The organism is Pantoea cypripedii (assembly GCF_002095535.1).
Taxonomy (GTDB): Bacteria; Pseudomonadota; Gammaproteobacteria; order Enterobacterales; family Enterobacteriaceae; genus Pantoea; species Pantoea cypripedii.
Window position 1 is genome coordinate 1,808,852 of sequence record NZ_MLJI01000001.1, and the last position, 17,802, is coordinate 1,826,653.

Consider the following 17,802-nt stretch of genomic DNA (forward strand, 5'->3'; position numbering starts at 1 on the left):
AGCTGATTTTACTCTGCGCTCAGGGGATTTGCGAGGTGACTCGCACAAACATTGATTTTCGAACGAAAACATAAAATCGATATGGAATTGATTTCACAATGACAAAGTAGCGTCTTTATCCATGCTTCTTTTTGTGTGATTTTATTAATTGTATTAAATACAACAAGATAAAAATTATTCTGGTAATTTGTATGAAATTTGATCTCACCCACAAACCATTAACAAACGATAGCTTATATTTTTGTTCGAAAATGATGGCGGGTGTCATCCGCTGACCAGCCATAACCAGAGCTATCGACTGAGAACCAGGGAGAGTGAGGATGAGTGGGGAATATGATGTAAATCTGCGCTACGGCGTGAATGCAGACCAGGACCTGACCGGCAAAGTCGCGGTGGTGACGGGTGGCCTCGGCGGGATCGCCATGGCCAGTAACCAGATGCTGCTGGAAAAAGGTGCCCGTCTGGCACTGCTTTACCCTCCCTTCGAAAGCGACAAAGTCGCCAGCGTCAGCAGCCAGTTTGATGCTGAACGTGTGCTGCTGGTCTGCTGTGATGTCACCGACCCGCAGTCGGTGGAAGAGGCCTTCTCGCGCGTTGAACAGCATTACGGCCATCTCGATATCCTGGTGAACTGCGCAGGTTACGTGATGCTGCAACCGGTGCTGGAAACCGAGTTTGCCGAATGGCAGAAGCAAATTGCCGTCAATCTTACCGGGCCTTTTCTCTGCTCGCAGGCGGCAGGCAAACGCATGATCCGCGCCGGTCAGGGCGGCAAGATTATTAATATCGCCTCACAAGCCGCGTCTATCGCTATCGATAACCATGTGGCCTACACCTCGGCCAAGGCCGGGCTACTGGGCATGACCAAAGTGATGGCGAAAGAGTTTGCGCCACATCGTATTAACGTCAACACCCTGTCGCCGACCGTGGTGCTGACCCCCATGGGCGAAAAAGCCTGGCGCGGCGAGAAGGGGGAGCAAATGAAAACCCTGATTCCGCTGGGACGCTTCGCCTACACCGATGAAATCGCTGCGGCAGTGCTGTTTTTTGCCAGTAACGGCAGCGACATGATCACCGGCGCCGATCTGATGATCGACGGTGGCTTCACTATTTGGTAGTTCCGCGCCTGCACCAGAGAAGGCGACAACCCTGCAAACGTAATAATTACAATGAGAGACATCACCATGAAAACCCGTACCCTGCTGTTAACCGCCATTGCCAGCTGTCTGGTTTCGCATGTCAGCCTCGCGGCGGACAAAGGCACCATCATGATTCTGGTGAATTCCCTGGATAACCCGTATTACGCCTCTGAAGCGAAAGGGGCCAATCTGAAGGCGCAGGAACTCGGCTACAAAACCAGCGTGCTGTCGCACGGTGAAGATGTGAAAAAACAGAGTGAGCTGATCGATGCGGCCATCGGCAAAAAGGTGCAAGGCATTGTGCTGGATAACGCCGATTCCACCGCCAGCGTCGCAGCGATCAAAAAAGCCAAAGATGCCGGTATTCCGGTGGTGCTGATTAACCGCGAAATCCCGGTTGACGATGTGGCGCTGGAACAAATCACCCACAACAACTTCCAGGCCGGTTCAGACGTGGCCAACGTGTTTGTCGAGAAGATGGGTGAGAAGGGCAAATATGCTGAACTGACCTGTAACCTCGCCGACAACAACTGCGTCACCCGTTCCAAATCTTTCCATCAGGTCCTCGATCAATACCCCGATATGCAGAGCGTGGCGCGCCAGGATGCCAAAGGTACGCTGATCGATGGCAAACGCATTATGGACAGCATCCTGCAAGCGCATCCGGATGTGAAAGGGGTGATCTGTGGCAACGGTCCGGTGGCGCTGGGGGCGATCGCCGCGCTGAAAGCGGCCGGACGTAATGATGTCACCGTGGTGGGGATTGATGGCAGCAACGACGAACGTGATGCGGTCGAAGCCGGTTCACTGAAAGCCACCGTGATGTTGCAGGCACAGGCGATTGCCGCACAGGGCGTGACCGATCTTGATAACTATATCCAGAAAGGCACCAAGCCTGAGAAACAGCGCGTGATGTTCCGCGGCATCCTGATCACCCCGGAAAATGCGAAAAACGTTCAGGATTTTAACTACAAATCTTAATTTCACGCAGGTGCGCCCGCTTGCCGGGCGCCAGGGAGAATGTGATGTACAGACGACTCTGGCTGCTGCTTCCTGTTGTGATCCTCAGCGGCTGCCGCATTGTGTCGCAGCAGGAGCTGGCCGACCTGAAGAATCCCCCCAATCCGCAAATGACCAATATTGCGGGCACATGGCAACAAAAGCTGGTGCCGCAGGTGGCGCATGACGCGAAGCCGCTGGCGCAATTGATGAAAGAACTGCAATCCGCGAAGGATTTTGATACCGCCTGTAAAACCCTGGGTTATCGCAGCCAGGAAGAGAATCCCTGCGTGTTCAGTGTGAGCGTGCAGGGCGAAGTCACCGGGGTTAACACCACTTCACGCAGTGGAAAAATGACGGTGAAAGATGCGTCCGGCGAAACGGTGACGGTGCAGATGGGGCCAATTATTCGCGGTACTGCCCTGCGTGATGCCTACAAAGGGGCCAGCTATCAGGACTTCAACGATCAGGTGTTGTTTGGTGACTATGGCCGGGCCATCAATCAACAGGCGTCCAACATGATGCAAACCTTTAAACCGAAAACCGGCGATAAAGTGGCGCTGGCTGGCGTGTTCAGCAGCTGGGATATTCCGCAACAGGCACCGGATATCACCCCGGCGCAAATCACCCGGCAATAAGGAGATGGCGATGCAGAATCCTCAGCCCGCCGGACAGACGGATGTGATTATCGAAACCCGTAACGTCTCGCGCATCTATCCGGGCGTCACCGCGCTGGATCAGGTCAACTATCGTGTCTATCGCAACAAGGTTAACGTGCTGATTGGTGAAAATGGCGCGGGCAAATCCACCATGATGAAAATGCTGGCCGGGGTGGAAACGCCCTCGTCCGGCGAGATTTGGCTTGATGGTGCAGCGGTCACGCTCAGTTCCACCCATCAGGCGGAACAGCATGGTATCAGCATCATCTTTCAGGAGCTGAACCTGTTCCCCAATATGAATGTGATGGACAACATCTTCATCGCCAATGAGTTTTTCCAGCGTGGCGTGATTAACGAAAAATATCAGTATGCGCTGGCGAAATCCCTGCTGGAGCGACTGGAGCTGGATGTGGATCCCTATGCTCCGTTGGGGGAGCTGGGCATCGGCCATCAGCAACTGGTGGAGATCGCCCGTGCGCTGTCGAAAGACACACGGGTGCTGATTATGGATGAACCCACCAGCGCCCTGAGCCAGTCCGAAGTCAAAGTGCTGTTTAACGTGATTGACCAACTGAAACGGCGCGGCGTCACCATCATCTATATCTCGCACCGGCTGGAGGAGCTGATGGAGATTGGTGACCACATCACCATCTTCCGTGACGGACGTTTTATCAGTGAACGCGAAGTTCGCGATGCCTCTATCCCGTGGATCATTGAACAGATGGTCGGCGACAAGAAAAAACATTTTGATTACCAGCCTGCGCCACAGGGCGAGACGGTGCTCGATGTTACGGGGCTGACGGCGTTACATCAGAACGGCGGTTACAAACTGAATGATGTGTCGTTTTCATTGCGCAAAGGTGAGGTTATCGGCATCTACGGTCTGCTCGGTGCCGGGCGTACCGAGTTGTTTAAGGGGCTGATCGGCATGATGCATTGCCAGTCGGGCACTGTCTGCCTGAATGGTGTCAGCCTCGACAAACAAAACTTCCAGAAACGGCTGAAAAAAGGCATCACCCTGGTGCCGGAAGATCGTCAGACCGAGGGCGTGGTACAGCTGATGTCGATCACCGCCAATATGACCCTTACCGAACTCAGCCTGCGTGGTTTTCGTCGTGCGTTGCGGATGCTCAATCCGCAGCAGGAGCAGCGCCGGGTGGATGAGATGATCAGTCAGCTGGCGATTAAAGTCAGCGATGCGGAGCTTCCCATTACCTCACTCAGTGGCGGTAACCAGCAAAAAGTGGTGCTGGGCAAAGCGCTGATGACCGGTCCACAGGTGGTGCTGCTGGATGAACCCACGCGCGGCATTGACGTGGGGGCGAAAACCGATGTCTACCACCTGATTGGTAACCTGGCGCAACGTGGGCTGGCGGTGATGTTCTCTTCCTCTGAGCTGGATGAAGTGATGGCACTGGCTGACCGTATTCTGGTGATGGCCGATGGCCGTATCACGGCCGATCTGCCCCGAAGCGAAGCGACCAGGGAAGCCCTGATTAGCGCTTCGACACCGCATGATTAAGTGAGGCAAACAATGAATCAAAAATATCTGCTGTACATGTATTTGCTGAAGGCGCGCACCTTTATTGCCTTACTGATTGTCATCAGCTTCTTCAGCCTGATGGTGCCGAACTTTCTCACCACCTCCAACCTGCTGATCATGACACAACATGTGGCGATTACCGGCTTACTGGCTATCGGCATGACGCTGGTGATCCTGACCGGGGGCATTGATTTATCGGTGGGTGCGGTGGCCGGGATTTGCGGCATGGTAGCGGGTGCATTGCTCACCAATGGTCTGCCGCTGTGGGGCGGTAATGTGATGTTCTTCAACGTCCCGGAAGTGATTTTGCTGGTGGCGCTGTTCGGCATCGCCCTCGGTCTGATCAATGGCGCGGTGGTGACGCGACTCGGTGTGGCTCCCTTTATCTGTACCCTCGGCATGATGTATGTCGCGCGTGGATCGGCACTGCTGTTTAACGATGGCAGCACCTACGCCAACCTGGTGGGGATGCCGGAACTGGGTAATACCGGTTTTGCTTTGCTGGGTTCGGGCACCGTGCTGGGCATCTATATCCCTATCTGGCTGATGGTCGGTTTCCTGCTGCTTGGCCTGTATCTGACGCGTAAAACCCCGCTCGGTCGTTATATCTATGCCACCGGCGGTAATGAATCGGCTGCCCGGCTGGCCGGGGTGCCGATCATCAAGGTGAAGGTGTTTGTCTACGCCTTCTCTGGCCTGTGTGCGGCGCTGGTGGGGCTGGTGGTGGCCTCACAGTTACAAACCGCGCACCCGATGACCGGCAACATGTTTGAGATGGATGCCATCGGGGCCACGGTGCTGGGTGGCACGGCGCTGGCGGGCGGACGTGGCCGGGTGTCAGGCTCGATTATCGGCGCTTTCGTTATCGTCTTCCTTGCCGATGGCATGGTGATGATGGGCGTCAGCGATTTCTGGCAGATGGTGATCAAAGGTCTGGTAATTGTCACCGCCGTGGTCATCGATCAGTTCCAGCAAAAATTACAAAGCAAGGTGGTGCTGCTGCGCAGACACGAAAAAAAGCAGCAATCAGCCGCCCTGTCTGAAGTCACTCACGGATAACAGGAGGCAATATGACACGCGATTTTAGTGGAAAGACAGTAGTGATCACCGGAGCCTGTCGCGGCATTGGCGCGGGCATCGCCGAACGGTTTGCCCGCGACGGTGCCCGGCTGGTGATGGTGTCCAACGCCGAGCGGGTATTTGCCACGGCAGAAAAATTAACGCAGGAATATGGCAGCGAGATCCTCGCACTGCAGGTGGATGTCACCAATGAAACCGAAGTGCAGCAGCTGTATCAGCAGGCTGCCGGACGTTTTGGCAGCATTGATGTCTCGATCCAGAACGCCGGGGTGATCACCATCGATCGCTTCGACAGCATGCCGAAAAGTGATTTTGAAAAGATTCTGGCGGTCAATACCACAGGCGTCTGGTTGTGCTGCCGTGAAGCGGCAAAATATATGGTGAAGCAGAGGAGCGGCAGTCTGATCAACACCTCATCCGGGCAGGGGCGGCAGGGGTTTATCTATACGCCGCATTACGCCGCCAGCAAGATGGGGGTGATCGGTATTACGCAAAGTCTGGCGCTGGAACTGGCTCCCTGGCACATCACCGTCAACGCGTTTTGCCCCGGCATTATCGAGAGCGAAATGTGGGACTACAATGACCGCGTCTGGGGCGAGATCCTCAGCAACGACAAGAAGCAATATGGCAAAGGCGAGTTGATGGCGGAGTGGGTGGAGAATATCCCACTGAAACGCGCCGGACAGCCACAGGATGTTGCCGGGCTGGTGGCATTTCTGGCCTCGGATGATGCGCGTTATATCACCGGGCAAACCATCAATGTGGACGGTGGTTTGATCTTTTCATAACAATCGCATGGGTCGTAGCGGCGTGATTTATCACGCTGTGGTTTTTGCGCCGCTCTTTAAAGACGCGCGATAAATCGCGCCGTTACGGCCTTCTGCACAATTCAACGTTTTGGCCGAAAATCGCACCGCCCTGTAGCGGAGCGATTTATCGCGCAGGGTTTCCAGACTCCCTCACTAACTTGCAGAACAAATCGGCTATTCAGACAGAGTGACACTGCGGAAATCGAGAAATATGTTAAGGTTATCTTTACGCTGTTTTGTGAGAGACCTCTAATTTTTATCTGAATTGAACCCGATTTCGTTATGTTACCAGCTGTTTTGATACCTCAATCTCTGCGTTTTACCCTCGGTGCTGCGGCACTGCTTATCGCTGTGCCTGCGGCCCAGGCGCTGATGCCCGACAACAATATTTCCGCTACACCATTTGGTGACGCGGCGCATTTCGTGAAGATGGCCGATGATTTACCCGCCCTTGGTTACCAGGCTGACAGTGAAAATCTGTCGAAAAAGCTGGCGGATATGGCGAAAAGCATCGGCGAGGCGAGCGAGAGCAGCAGCGATACTACTTTTGGTCATCAGGCGGGTGTCTGGGCATTTAATCATTTTCGCGATGAAGTGGCTGAGCGGGTAGCGAGCGAAGGGCAGTCGATGCTCTCACCTTATGGCACTGCGCAGATTGATTTGAATGTCGATATGGACGGCAACTTCACCGGCAGTGGTGCCGAATTGCTGACACCCTGGGCCGATCGCCAGCGTTATCTCACCTTTAGCCAACTGGGTTTTAATCAGACGGATGACGGTCTGGTGGCTAGCGCCGGACTGGGTCAGCGCTGGGTGGCCGGTAACTGGCTGCTCGGTTATAACGCGTTTGTCGATCATATGTTCGATAGCAGTTTGCAGCGCGGTTCGCTGGGTACGGAGGCCTGGGCGGATTATCTGCGTTTTTCTGCTAACTACTATTACCCACTTTCGGGCTGGCACAACGGCGACCCTAATCAGCAGCAGCGCATGGCGCGTGGCTATGATTTTACGACTCAGGGTTATCTGCCGTTTTATCGCCAGCTTGGCGCCTCGGTCAGCTGGGAGCAGTATCTGGGGCAGGATGTGGATCTGTTTAATTCTGGCACACGCTATCACAATCCGTCGGCACTGACCTTTGGTCTTTCCTACACGCCGGTGCCGCTGGTTACCGTCTCCGCCAGCCACAAAACCAGCAGTGAAGGGGAGAGCCAGGACCAGTTCGGCCTGCGGCTGAATTATCGTTTTGGCGTGGCCTTAAGCCAGCAGCTGGATGCCGCTAATGTGGCCGCTGCCCGCTCGCTGCGCGGTAGCCGCTACGACACGGTCACGCGTAATTACACGCCGGTCATGGAGTACCGCCAGCGCAAAACGTTATCGGTATTCCTTGCCACACCGCCGTGGCAGCTGAATGGCGGTGAGAATTTGCCATTGAAGCTGCAAATCCGCTCGGTCAATCCCATCATCGCGGTCAGCTGGCAAGGCGATACTCAGGCGCTGAGCCTGACCCCGCCAGCCAACCCGAATGATCCCCAGGGCTGGAGCATCATTATGCCCGCGTGGGACAACACGCCAGGGGCGAGCAATCATTATCGCCTCGCGGTGACGCTGGAGGACAGCAAGCATAATCGGGTGACATCTAACTGGATAACGTTACAGCTGCAACAACCTTTCACGCTGAATCAGACCGAGGGCGCGCGTTTTGATGTGCTGGAGCCGTAAAAGAAAAGGGCAGCTTGCGCTGCCCTTTGGGGTGTCCGGTTGACACGGGCCGGACGACAATGAGGGTAAACCAACTTAGAACTGGTACACCAGACCCACCGCAGTGATGTCGTCGGTAGCCAGACCCAGCGGGTTGTTGTCCTTCAACAGGTTGATGCGGTATTCCGCATAAGCAGACATGTTTTTGTTGAAGTAGTAAGTTGCACCAATTGAGGTGTACTTGATGATGTCCGCATCGCCGATGCTCTCAATGTCTTTACCTTTCGAAGACACGTAGCCCACAGACGGACGGAAACCGTTCAGGAACTGATACTGCGCAACCGCTTCGAAGTTCACCGCTTTGTTGGCGAAACCACCAGAAATCGGCGTGGCATTCATGGTCTGACCGTACATGGTCGCCAGATAGATCTGGTTAGCGTCGTATTTGATACCGGTTGCCCAGTGCTGCGCTTTATCACCGTGACCACGGGTAGCGGCATTCTGCGTCTCAGTACGATCCAGGCTGGCGTAGGCACCGACCAGGCTCAGACCGAAGTCGAAATCGTAAGAAGTCGACAGGGCGAAACCATCACCATTCGAACGGCGTACCGCGATGGTTGAATAATCGGTGCGGTCGTTTTTGCCTTCGTACTGAGCAGCAATGTTCAGGCCTTTAACCAGACCGAAGAAATCTTTGTTACGCCAGGTCAGCACGCCAGTAGAGCGGCCAGACAGGAAGGCGTCGGTGTAACCTGAGTCACCACCGAAGAACGGCAGCATATCGGTGTAGCCCAGCACGTCATAAACCAGACCGTAGTTACGGCCGTAGTCCAGTGAACCGAATTCGCCATATTTCAGACCCGCGTAACCCAGACGGGTACGGTTACCGGTTTGTGAATCGGTGCCGCCTTCGGAGTTGCTCAGGCTGTACTGATACTGCCAGAAACCATAGCCGGTCAGCTGGTCAGTAATTTTGGTTTCGCCTTTGAAACCCAGACGGGTGTAAGAGGAGGTTTCACCGTTGTTGTTGTCATCATCAGAAAACAGGTGTGAAACGTTGATTTTCCCGACCAGGTCAAGTTTGTTGCCATCTTTGTTATAGATTTCCGCGGCGTGAGCAGTAGAAAGTCCCAGCAGTAACGGCATTACTGCTGTCAGTAAAGAACGCTTCATCATTTAAATTTTACCCTATGTTATTTTTTAATTGTTGCCCTGCTATGGGGCGAAACGAAAATGACACAAAAGGTTCAAGATCGAAAGTGCAATAAATGTAACAATTTATTTCGTGTTGGCTTTTTGTGCGAAAGCCAATTTCGTATTCCAATATATGGAAATAGTTATTGTTTTTACTTATCTGTATCCGTAACCGAAATCATGTACTTAAAATAACCAATATCATGATATTTAAGGTTTTATTATTTTATGATTTAACCCTGATATTTGATTTTCTAATGCCTGTATATAGGATCTGTCTATGTGATTTTGTTCAATAACATATTAACGATGCCACCTAATAATTAGCCTGATCACCTTTTCTATAAATACGCTGTTTCTGTTTATTTCTGAAATTATAATAACCTTAGTCACTAAAAAACTTTCCATCATCATCCCCTTCCACAGTGGTGAAAATAACCGCAATGACGTTATTTGTTTGTTAAAACCTGTATTAAAAATAGCCAGTTCGATAGCGCGTTTTAGTGCACCAATACCGTGCCTTTGTGCACCAATCGTGAACGTTGCGCCCTAAAGTGGTGCTTCTTTTGCGTCGTATTGGCGAAATATTTGCTGGCCGGTCACAAAAGCAATATTTCATTTTGCGAATGCATAAATCCTCTTAAGAATTCTCTGACATATAGACGCCATCAGACTGATATTCACTTTTTATGCATTTAAAGTGAATAGTGACATGATATAACTCATTGATATTTCGTTGCATGGATCCATTTATGCATTTTTTCCTCTGGCTGGCACGGTTACTGCAATATACAGTTAAGCCGAGGGTTACCAGTTTTTAACATTTTTAAAACAAAGGCTTCACGTTACGTGGAGCAGGAGAAGGGTTATGTCAATGCAGGTTTCACGTCACGATTTCGATCAATGGATGATGCCAGTTTATGCTCCCGCCGCGTTTGTACCGGTGCGCGCTGAAGGTTCAACACTCTGGGATCAGCAGGGTAAGGATTACATCGATTTCGCCGGAGGAATTGCCGTTAATGCGCTGGGACATGCGCATCCGGCACTGCAACAGGCGTTGCAGGAACAGGCCAGCAAACTGTGGCATACCGGTAACGGCTACACCAATGAACCTATCCTGCGTCTGGCAAAACAACTGATTGATGCCACCTTTGCTGACCGCGTGTTTTTCTGTAACTCCGGGGCTGAAGCCAATGAAGCGGCGCTGAAGCTGGCGCGTAAAGTGGCGCATGACCGATTCGGTGCAGAAAAAAGCGGTATCGTCGCTTTTAATAACGCCTTCCATGGTCGCACTTTATTTACCGTCTCGGCGGGTGGTCAGCCTGCCTATTCCCGCGATTTTGCGCCGCTGCCACCGGATATCCAGCACGCGCCTTATAACGATCTTGCCGCAGCGGCCGCCTTAATTAATGACCAAACCTGTGCGGTGATCGTTGAACCGATTCAGGGTGAGGGCGGCGTGGTACCGGCTGATCCCGCGTTCCTGCGTGGCCTGCGTGCACTCTGTGACCAGCATCATGCCGTGCTGATTTTCGACGAAGTCCAAAGCGGCGTAGGCCGTACCGGTTCGCTTTACGCTTATATGCATTACGGCGTGACCCCGGATGTCCTCACGACCGCCAAAGCGCTGGGGGGCGGGTTCCCAATCGGCGCGATGCTGACGCGTGAAGATCTGGCGCTGGTGATGGGAGTGGGTACCCACGGCACCACCTATGGCGGCAACCCGCTGGCTGGCGCGGTCGGGGGCAAAGTGATGGAACTGATTAACCAGCCCGCCTTTATGGCTGGAGTGAGTGAACGCCATCTGTGGTTTGTTGATGCTCTGGAAGAACTGAATCAACGTTTGCCGTTGTTTAAGGAAATCCGCGGACTTGGCCTGTTGATTGGCGCGGTGCTGAACGATGATTTCGCCGGTAAAGCCAAACAGTTCAACCTGGCCGCCGCGGAAGAAGGTGTCATGGTGCTGATTGCCGGTGCCAGCGTGGTGCGCTTCGCCCCGGCGTTAAATATCAGTGAACAGGAAGCGAAAGAAGGGCTGGCGCGTTTCGCCCGTGCCTGTGAACGCGTGCTCAAAGGAGCAGCATTATGATGGTAATCCGTCCCGTCGAACGTGACGACCTGGCGCAGTTGCTGTCGCTGGCGGGCAAAACCGGTGGCGGCCTGACGTCGCTGCCGGCGGATAGCCATACCCTGCAGGCCCGTATCGAACGTTCATTGCTGACCTGGCAGGACGCTCTGCCGCGTGCCGAACAGGGCTATGTGTTTGTGCTGGCTGACAGCGAGGATAATCGTGCCGTAGGGATTTGCGCGATTGAGGTGGCCGTGGGATTACAGGATCCCTGGTACAACTTTCGTGTTGGCACCCAGGTACATGCTTCCAAAGAGTTGAATGTCTATGCCAGCCTGCCAACGCTGTCGCTGAGTAATGACCATACCGGCAGCAGCGAGCTGTGCACCTTGTTTCTCGATCCTGATTATCGCGATGGTAAGAATGGCTATCTGCTGTCCAAATCGCGTTTTCTGTTTATGGCTAATTTCCGCAACCGTTTTATGCAGCACGTGGTGGCGGAGATGCGGGGTGTCAGTGATGAAAACGGCCATTCGCCGTTCTGGGATAGTGTCGGCAGTCGCTTTTTCTCAATGGAGTTCAGCAAAGCGGACTTCCTTAGCGGCACCGGGCAGAAAGCCTTTATCGCTGAACTGATGCCGAAGCATCCGTTGTATATCCATTACCTGAGCGAAGCCGCACAACAGGTGATTGGAGTGACCCATCCCAAAACTGCGCCTGCGCGGGCGGTGCTGGAAGCCGAAGGATTTCGCTACCTCAACTATGTCGATATTTTTGACGGAGGCCCGACGCTGGAGTGCGAAATCGACCGCATCCGCGCCATCCGTAAAAGTCAGCTGCTGACGGCAGTAGCCGGTGAAGCCAGCGACGCGTGGCCGCTGTGCCTGGTGGCGAACCTTGATTATCAACAATTTCGTGTTGCGCTGCTGCCGGTGGATATCGCCTCTGGCCGCGTGCGCCTCAATGACAGCCAGCGTGATGCGCTGTGCTGTGGCTATGGCGACAACCTGCGTGTCGTGACGCTCGGTCGCGAGGAGAAAAAAGCATGACGCATTTTATTAATGGTCAATGGCTGACCGGTGGCGCAGACGCCTTCAGCAAACAAAATCCGGTCAGCGGTGAAACGTTGTGGCAGGGCAAGTCGGCATCGGCGTCTCAGGTCGCCGCCGCCTGCGAAGCGGCGCGTGCCGCGTTTCCGCACTGGGCGCGCAAAACCTTTGCCGAGCGCCAGGCGCTGGTTGAGGCATTTGGTCGTCAGCTGGAAGCCCATAAGAACGAACTGGCGGCCACCATCGCCTGCGAAACCGGTAAACCCCGCTGGGAAACGCTGACTGAAGTGCAGGCGATGATCAACAAAATCGCTATTTCCGTGCAGGCCTACCATACCCGTACCGGCGAGCAGGCCGAAGGTGAAAGCTCGTTGCGCCATCGTCCACATGGCGTGCTGGCGGTATTTGGCCCTTATAACTTCCCCGGCCATTTGCCGAATGGTCATATTGTACCGGCGCTGCTGGCTGGTAACTGCGTGGTGTTCAAACCCAGTGAACTGACACCGATGACCGCAGAAAAAACCGTGCAGCTGTGGCAGAAAGCGGGCATCCCTGCCGGGGTACTCGGCATGGTGCAGGGCGGTCGTGACACCGGGCAGGCACTGGCGGCGGAAAGCCAGATTGATGGCCTGCTGTTCACCGGCAGTGCCGCCACCGGGTATCACCTGCATAAGCAGTTTGCCGGGCAGCCGGAGAAAATGCTGGCGCTGGAGATGGGCGGTAACAATGCCCTGATTGTTGAAGATCCGGCGGATATCGACGGTGCGGTGCATATCGCCATTCAGTCAGCGTTTATCACCGCCGGGCAACGTTGCACCTGTGCGCGTCGCTTACTGGTGAAACGCGGAGCGGCGGGTGATGCGTTTCTACAACGTCTGGTAGAAGTGAGTGGCCGTTTACACCCAGCGGCGTGGAATGCTGAACCTCAGCCGTTTATGGGCAGTGTGATCTCCCCGGCAGCGGCCGGACAGATCTTTGCTGCCTGGCAGAAGCGGGTCGATATGGGCGGGAAAGTGCTGCTGGGCATGCACTGGCCAGACCGCGACAGCGCCATCATCACACCGGGCATCATTGATATGACCGACGTGCGCGCATTACCAGATGAGGAAGTTTTCGGCCCGTTATTGCAGGTGGTGCGTTATGACAACTTTGAGCAGGCGATTCGTCTCGCCAATCAGACCCGTTATGGCCTCTCCTGTGGCCTGATTTCTCCGCAGCGCGCGCAGTTCGATCAACTGCTGCTGGAAGCGCGCGCCGGGATTGTTAACTGGAACAAACCACTGACCGGGGCGGCCAGCTCTGCACCGTTTGGCGGCGTTGGTGCCTCCGGCAACCACCGTGCCAGCGCCTGGTATGCGGCGGATTATTGCGCCTGGCCGATGGCATCACTGGAAAGTCCCAACCTTAATCTGCCGGGCAGTTTATCGCCGGGTCTCGATTTTTCTGCGGCGGAGGCCTCTGAATGAATGCGTTCGAAGCCAACTTTGATGGCCTGGTCGGCCTGACGCATCATTACGCCGGATTGTCGTTTGGTAACGAAGCTTCGACGCGCAATCAGCTGCAACCCTCGAACCCGCGTCTGGCGGCGAAACAGGGACTGCTGAAAATGAAAGCGCTGGCAGATATGGGCTATGTGCAGGGGGTGATTCCACCCCATGAGCGGCCCAATCTGCCGTTGCTGCGTCAGCTCGGATTCAGCGGGAGCGATGAACAGGTGCTGGCACAGGCGGCAAAACAGGCACCGCAACTGCTGTCGGCAGCCAGTTCTGCGTCGGCGATGTGGGTCGCGAATGCAGCGACTGTCTCTCCCTCCGCCGACAGTGCCGACGGCCGTGTGCATTTCACCGTTGCCAATCTCAACAACAAGTTTCATCGTGCGATTGAAGCGCCAGAAACCGCCGATTTGCTGCGGGCGATCTTCCGCGATCCGCAACACTTTAGCGTGCATGATGCGCTGCCGCAGGTCTCACTCTTTGGTGATGAAGGCGCGGCTAACCATAACCGCTTCGGTGCGGGTTACGGTGACGCCGGGGTTCAGCTGTTTATTTATGGCCGTGACGGGAAACAGGCGGGGGCTGAACCGGCGCGTTATCCGGCGCGGCAAACGCGTGAAGCCAGTGAGGCGGTGGCGCGTCTGCATCAGCTCAACGCACAACGGACGGTGTTCGCGCAGCAAAATCCGTGCGTGATCGACCAGGGCGTGTTCCATAACGATGTGATCGCCGTCAGTAATCAGCAGGTGCTGTTTTGCCATGAAGAGGCGTTCGTCAATCAGCCACAGCTGCTGGCCGATTTAGCGTCGCGAGTGCCGGGTTTCTGTGCGATTGAAGTGCCGGGCAGCAAGGTTTCCGTGGCCGATGCGGTCAATACTTATTTGTTTAACAGCCAGCTGTTGCAGCGCACCGAGGGCGGCATGCTGCTGGTGCTGCCGGAAGAGTCGCGTCAGCATAGCGGCGTCTGGCGTTATCTGACCGAGCTGGTGGCGAGTGGCGGCCCGATTCGCGAGCTGAAAGTTTTCGACCTGCGTGAAAGTATGTACAACGGCGGCGGTCCGGCTTGTCTGCGTCTGCGCGTGGTGCTGACGCAAGCGGAGCGTCAGGCGTTGAATCCAGCGGTACTGATGAACGATCGCCTGTTTGCCACCCTGAATCACTGGGTTGATCGTCATTATCGCGATCGCTTAACCCAGGCGGACCTGGCCGATCCGCAACTGTTACGTGAAGGGCGCACGGCGCTGGATGAACTGACACAGCTGCTAGACTTAGGCAGTGTCTACGCGTTTCAGCGCTAATGCGGGGGGCGAATGTTTCGCCCCTGGCTTTACGTTAAGGAGAGAGAATGCAGGATTTTTTACAACAAACATTGTCTGGCCGGGTGCCACAGGAGCGTCAGGGGCAAAACGCCCACCTAAGCTGGCAATGGCTTGATGAGGGCATTCTGTCCTTAACCCCGCACGCACCGACGTCTCAGGCGCTGGTGTTGTCGGCGGGGATTCATGGTAATGAAACCGCACCGGTTGAGATCCTTAACTTGCTGCTCACGCCCCTGTTGCGGGGAGAAAAACCACTGGCGGTACGCCTACTGGTGCTGCTGGGAAATCCCCAGGCGTTGCGCAGCGGCAAGCGCTATCAGCAATATGATATCAATCGTCTGTTCGGTGGCCGCTGGCAGCAGGTGTCCGACGTAGCGGAAGCGCGACGCGCGATGCGGCTGGAGCAGGCGCTGGAAACCTTCTGGCACAACTGCATCAGCGCTGAGACGCGCTGGCATCTCGACCTGCATACTGCGATTCGCGGTTCTTATCATGCCCGCTTTGGTGTGATGCCACTTAACCCGCGTCCGTGGCCGGATGACTTTATGCACTGGCTGTCGGCGGCGGGCCTGGAAGCGCTGGTGTTCCATCGTTCACCGGGGGGCACTTTCACCCATTTCAGCTGTGAACACTTCTCAGCCGCCAGCTGTACGCTGGAGCTGGGTAAGGCGCTGCCGTTTGGCGAAAATGATCTCACCCAGTTCAGCGCAGCGCATCAGGCGCTGGCGGCGTTGTTATACGGTGACGCGTTGCCGGAAGTTCAGGGCACGCCACGTCATTATCGTGTCGCCCAGCAAATTACCCGACATGGGGAAGATTTTGTGTTGCACATGGGGCCGGAAACCCTGAATTTTACCGCCTTTCCACAGGGCACCCTGCTGGCGGAGGAGGGGGATACCCGTTATTACGTGCAGCAGGCACGGGAATATGTGCTGTTTCCCAATCCGAACGTCGCACCGGGTTTACGCGCTGGCCTGATGCTGGTGGAAGAGAATGAACAGACCCAGGCGCTGGCGTTGTAAAGAGCGCATCGGGTGGTAGCAGCGTGATTTATCGCGCTGCACCCTTTCGTTTTACCGACAAGAACGTTACACTCCTCCTTAATTCCTGCGCTTTTTACCTTATTTGTCATACTCTTTTGCAATTCCTCACGCATTTCTTCTCAATCTCTCCATGATCGCCTGATATCTGTCTTTTATGCTTTCAGGGCTTTACTCAGCCTCTGAGTAGTTGACGTTCAGCGTCGTATGCTTGTTTCCGAAGACGCGACACAGGCTGTCGTCATGAAACTGAAAAGTAAGGACAATATTATGCGTAAACTGACTTCCCTCTTCCTGGCTACCGCGATGGCTCTCGGTGCTGCCAATATCGTCCATGCTGCGGCAGACAACCTGACGCCTCCGCCAGCCGGCAGCGAGAAACCCATGCATAAGCCGCCGATGATGCGCCATGGTGGCATGGACATGATGTTCAAAGGTCTGAATCTGACCGACGCGCAGAAAAAACAGATGCATGACATCATGCGTGAAAGCCATAAAGACTTTAAACGCCCGTCGCTGGAAGAGCGCCGTGCTAACCACGCCATCATTGCGTCTGACAGCTTCGACCGTGCGAAAGCCGAAGCCCAGGCAGAAAAAATGACTGCCAACGCGAAAGACCGTGCCGTGGCGATGATGGAAACCCAGAACAAACTCTATAACGTCTTGACGCCTGAACAGAAAAAACAGTTCAACGCCAATTTTGAGAAACGTCTGACAGAGAAAGGCCCGCACGACGGTAAAATGCCACCACCACCGGCTACTGGCGAATAATCCATTTAGCCTGACGGTTTGAGACCGCCGACGTTGTCCATCGCACCAGCTGCTTTGGGCAGCGTCGGCGGTTTTGTTTTTACAGCGGAATCAATGGGTAATCACCCGACAACAACGGGCGGCAGAGAATTTTATAGCCATCGTGATCAAAGCCCTGTGATGCCCGCTGTAGCTGACGCGCTTCCTCTTCGCTGCTCACCGAACCCAGCCAGAACCAGTGGTCAATCACATGGATCTGCGTCATCCCCTCACCACGTTCAACCATGCCAACGGCGCCCGGCCATGGCCAGCACACCACGCGTAAATCCTCCAGCGCCGCCTGCAAACGCTGTTGATGCGCGCTGATCGTCTCGTTACCACAGCAGGCTCCGGCGCAGCGTTTCAGCGCGGCACGAAAGCACCCCCGACCGCTGCGCAAACTCTCCAGACCGAGCAAGCCGTGGCACAGACGTTGTTCATCGGCGATGCTTTTCAGTTTTTCCAGCGCCGCATGGCGGCTGCGAAACAGGCCATACAAATTGGGGGAAGAGGAAAAATCGAGATCGCGGGCATAAACCACCTGCGGAGCGGCATCGCTCAGCTGGAGCGAGCAAAGCTGGCGGTTTTTACGCAGGCGCTTATTAAACAGCGGCTGTTGCGTTTTGATCATCTGCGCTTCCAGCAGCTGCGCGCCGAGATCACCCGCCGTCGGGATCCAGCTGACGCGCCGGGCCTGGCGCAACATGCTGGCTTCATCAGGGGTACGGAAATGGGACATTACCCGGCTGCGCAGATTGACGCTCTTGCCGATATACAGTGGCAGGCTGTCACTTTCGCCGTGGAAAACATACACGCCGGGCTGGTTGGGTAAACCTTCCAGCCACTGACGTAAATGTTCGGGATATTGATAAATGGCCGCCGCATCAAATTCGAGGCGGTTGCGGGTGGATTGTCTGACCAAA

General features: G+C 54.9%; 15 protein-coding genes. 13 read left to right on the forward strand and 2 right to left on the reverse strand.

What is annotated here, in order from left to right:
- Positions 1–320: 320 nt before the first annotated feature.
- The 7 genes from HA50_RS08445 to HA50_RS08475 all read left to right on the forward strand — a co-directional run bounded on the left by HA50_RS08445 (position 321) and on the right by HA50_RS08475 (position 7,948).
- On the forward strand, positions 321–1,118 hold the full coding sequence (locus HA50_RS08445) for a GolD/DthD family dehydrogenase (protein WP_084874009.1): 798 nt from the start codon (positions 321–323) through the stop codon (positions 1,116–1,118).
- A 66-nt stretch (positions 1,119–1,184) separates the two neighbouring features.
- Entirely contained in the window at positions 1,185–2,120 is a 936-nt protein-coding gene (locus HA50_RS08450) for a D-ribose ABC transporter substrate-binding protein (protein WP_084874010.1), read from the forward strand.
- Positions 2,121–2,164: 44 nt separating this feature from the next.
- Positions 2,165–2,776 (forward strand): DUF2291 family protein, encoded by a 612-nt coding sequence (locus tag HA50_RS08455; protein WP_084874011.1) that lies wholly within the window; start codon positions 2,165–2,167, stop codon positions 2,774–2,776.
- A 10-nt stretch (positions 2,777–2,786) separates the two neighbouring features.
- Complete coding sequence (locus tag HA50_RS08460; protein ID WP_139810911.1) at positions 2,787–4,319, forward strand: sugar ABC transporter ATP-binding protein; 1,533 nt, start codon at positions 2,787–2,789, stop codon at positions 4,317–4,319.
- Positions 4,320–4,331: 12 nt separating this feature from the next.
- A complete protein-coding gene (locus HA50_RS08465) occupies positions 4,332–5,399 on the forward strand; it encodes an ABC transporter permease (protein ID WP_084874013.1) in 1,068 nt (355 codons plus the stop codon).
- Between the two features lie 11 nt (positions 5,400–5,410).
- On the forward strand, positions 5,411–6,208 hold the full coding sequence (locus HA50_RS08470) for a glucose 1-dehydrogenase (RefSeq protein WP_084874014.1): 798 nt from the start codon (positions 5,411–5,413) through the stop codon (positions 6,206–6,208).
- 303 nt (positions 6,209–6,511) lie between these two features.
- A complete protein-coding gene (locus tag HA50_RS08475) occupies positions 6,512–7,948 on the forward strand; it encodes a YchO/YchP family invasin (protein WP_084874015.1) in 1,437 nt (478 codons plus the stop codon).
- A gap of 75 nt (positions 7,949–8,023) precedes the next feature.
- On the opposite strand, the gene HA50_RS08480 is transcribed toward HA50_RS08475, so the two are convergent.
- Positions 8,024–9,103 carry a porin gene (locus HA50_RS08480; RefSeq protein ID WP_084874016.1) on the reverse strand — a complete coding sequence of 360 codons (1,080 nt, stop codon included), beginning with the start codon at positions 9,101–9,103 and terminating at the stop codon, positions 8,024–8,026.
- A gap of 886 nt (positions 9,104–9,989) precedes the next feature.
- On the opposite strand from HA50_RS08480, the gene HA50_RS08485 reads away from it, so the two are divergent.
- The 6 genes from HA50_RS08485 (at position 9,990) to spy (ending at position 16,861) form a co-directional block, all read left to right on the forward strand.
- Complete coding sequence (locus HA50_RS08485) at positions 9,990–11,210, forward strand: aspartate aminotransferase family protein (RefSeq protein ID WP_084874017.1); 1,221 nt, start codon at positions 9,990–9,992, stop codon at positions 11,208–11,210.
- On the forward strand, positions 11,207–12,238 hold the full coding sequence (astA, locus tag HA50_RS08490; RefSeq protein WP_084874018.1) for an arginine N-succinyltransferase: 1,032 nt from the start codon (positions 11,207–11,209) through the stop codon (positions 12,236–12,238). The genes HA50_RS08485 and astA overlap by 4 nt, the downstream gene beginning before the upstream one ends.
- A complete protein-coding gene (astD, locus tag HA50_RS08495; protein ID WP_084874019.1) occupies positions 12,235–13,704 on the forward strand; it encodes a succinylglutamate-semialdehyde dehydrogenase in 1,470 nt (489 codons plus the stop codon). Before astA ends, astD begins: the two co-directional genes overlap by 4 nt.
- Entirely contained in the window at positions 13,701–15,029 is a 1,329-nt protein-coding gene (gene astB, locus HA50_RS08500) for an N-succinylarginine dihydrolase (RefSeq protein ID WP_084874020.1), read from the forward strand. Before astD ends, astB begins: the two co-directional genes overlap by 4 nt.
- A 47-nt stretch (positions 15,030–15,076) precedes the next feature.
- On the forward strand, positions 15,077–16,072 hold the full coding sequence (gene astE / locus HA50_RS08505) for a succinylglutamate desuccinylase (RefSeq protein ID WP_084874021.1): 996 nt from the start codon (positions 15,077–15,079) through the stop codon (positions 16,070–16,072).
- 288 nt (positions 16,073–16,360) lie between these two features.
- Positions 16,361–16,861, forward strand: coding sequence for an ATP-independent periplasmic protein-refolding chaperone Spy (gene spy / locus HA50_RS08510; RefSeq protein WP_084878431.1), 501 nt, complete (start codon positions 16,361–16,363; stop codon positions 16,859–16,861).
- Positions 16,862–16,940: 79 nt separating this feature from the next.
- On the opposite strand, the gene cho is transcribed toward spy, so the two are convergent.
- A complete protein-coding gene (cho, locus tag HA50_RS08515; RefSeq protein WP_084874022.1) occupies positions 16,941–17,801 on the reverse strand; it encodes an excinuclease Cho in 861 nt (286 codons plus the stop codon).
- Between the last annotated feature and the right edge of the window lies 1 nt (position 17,802).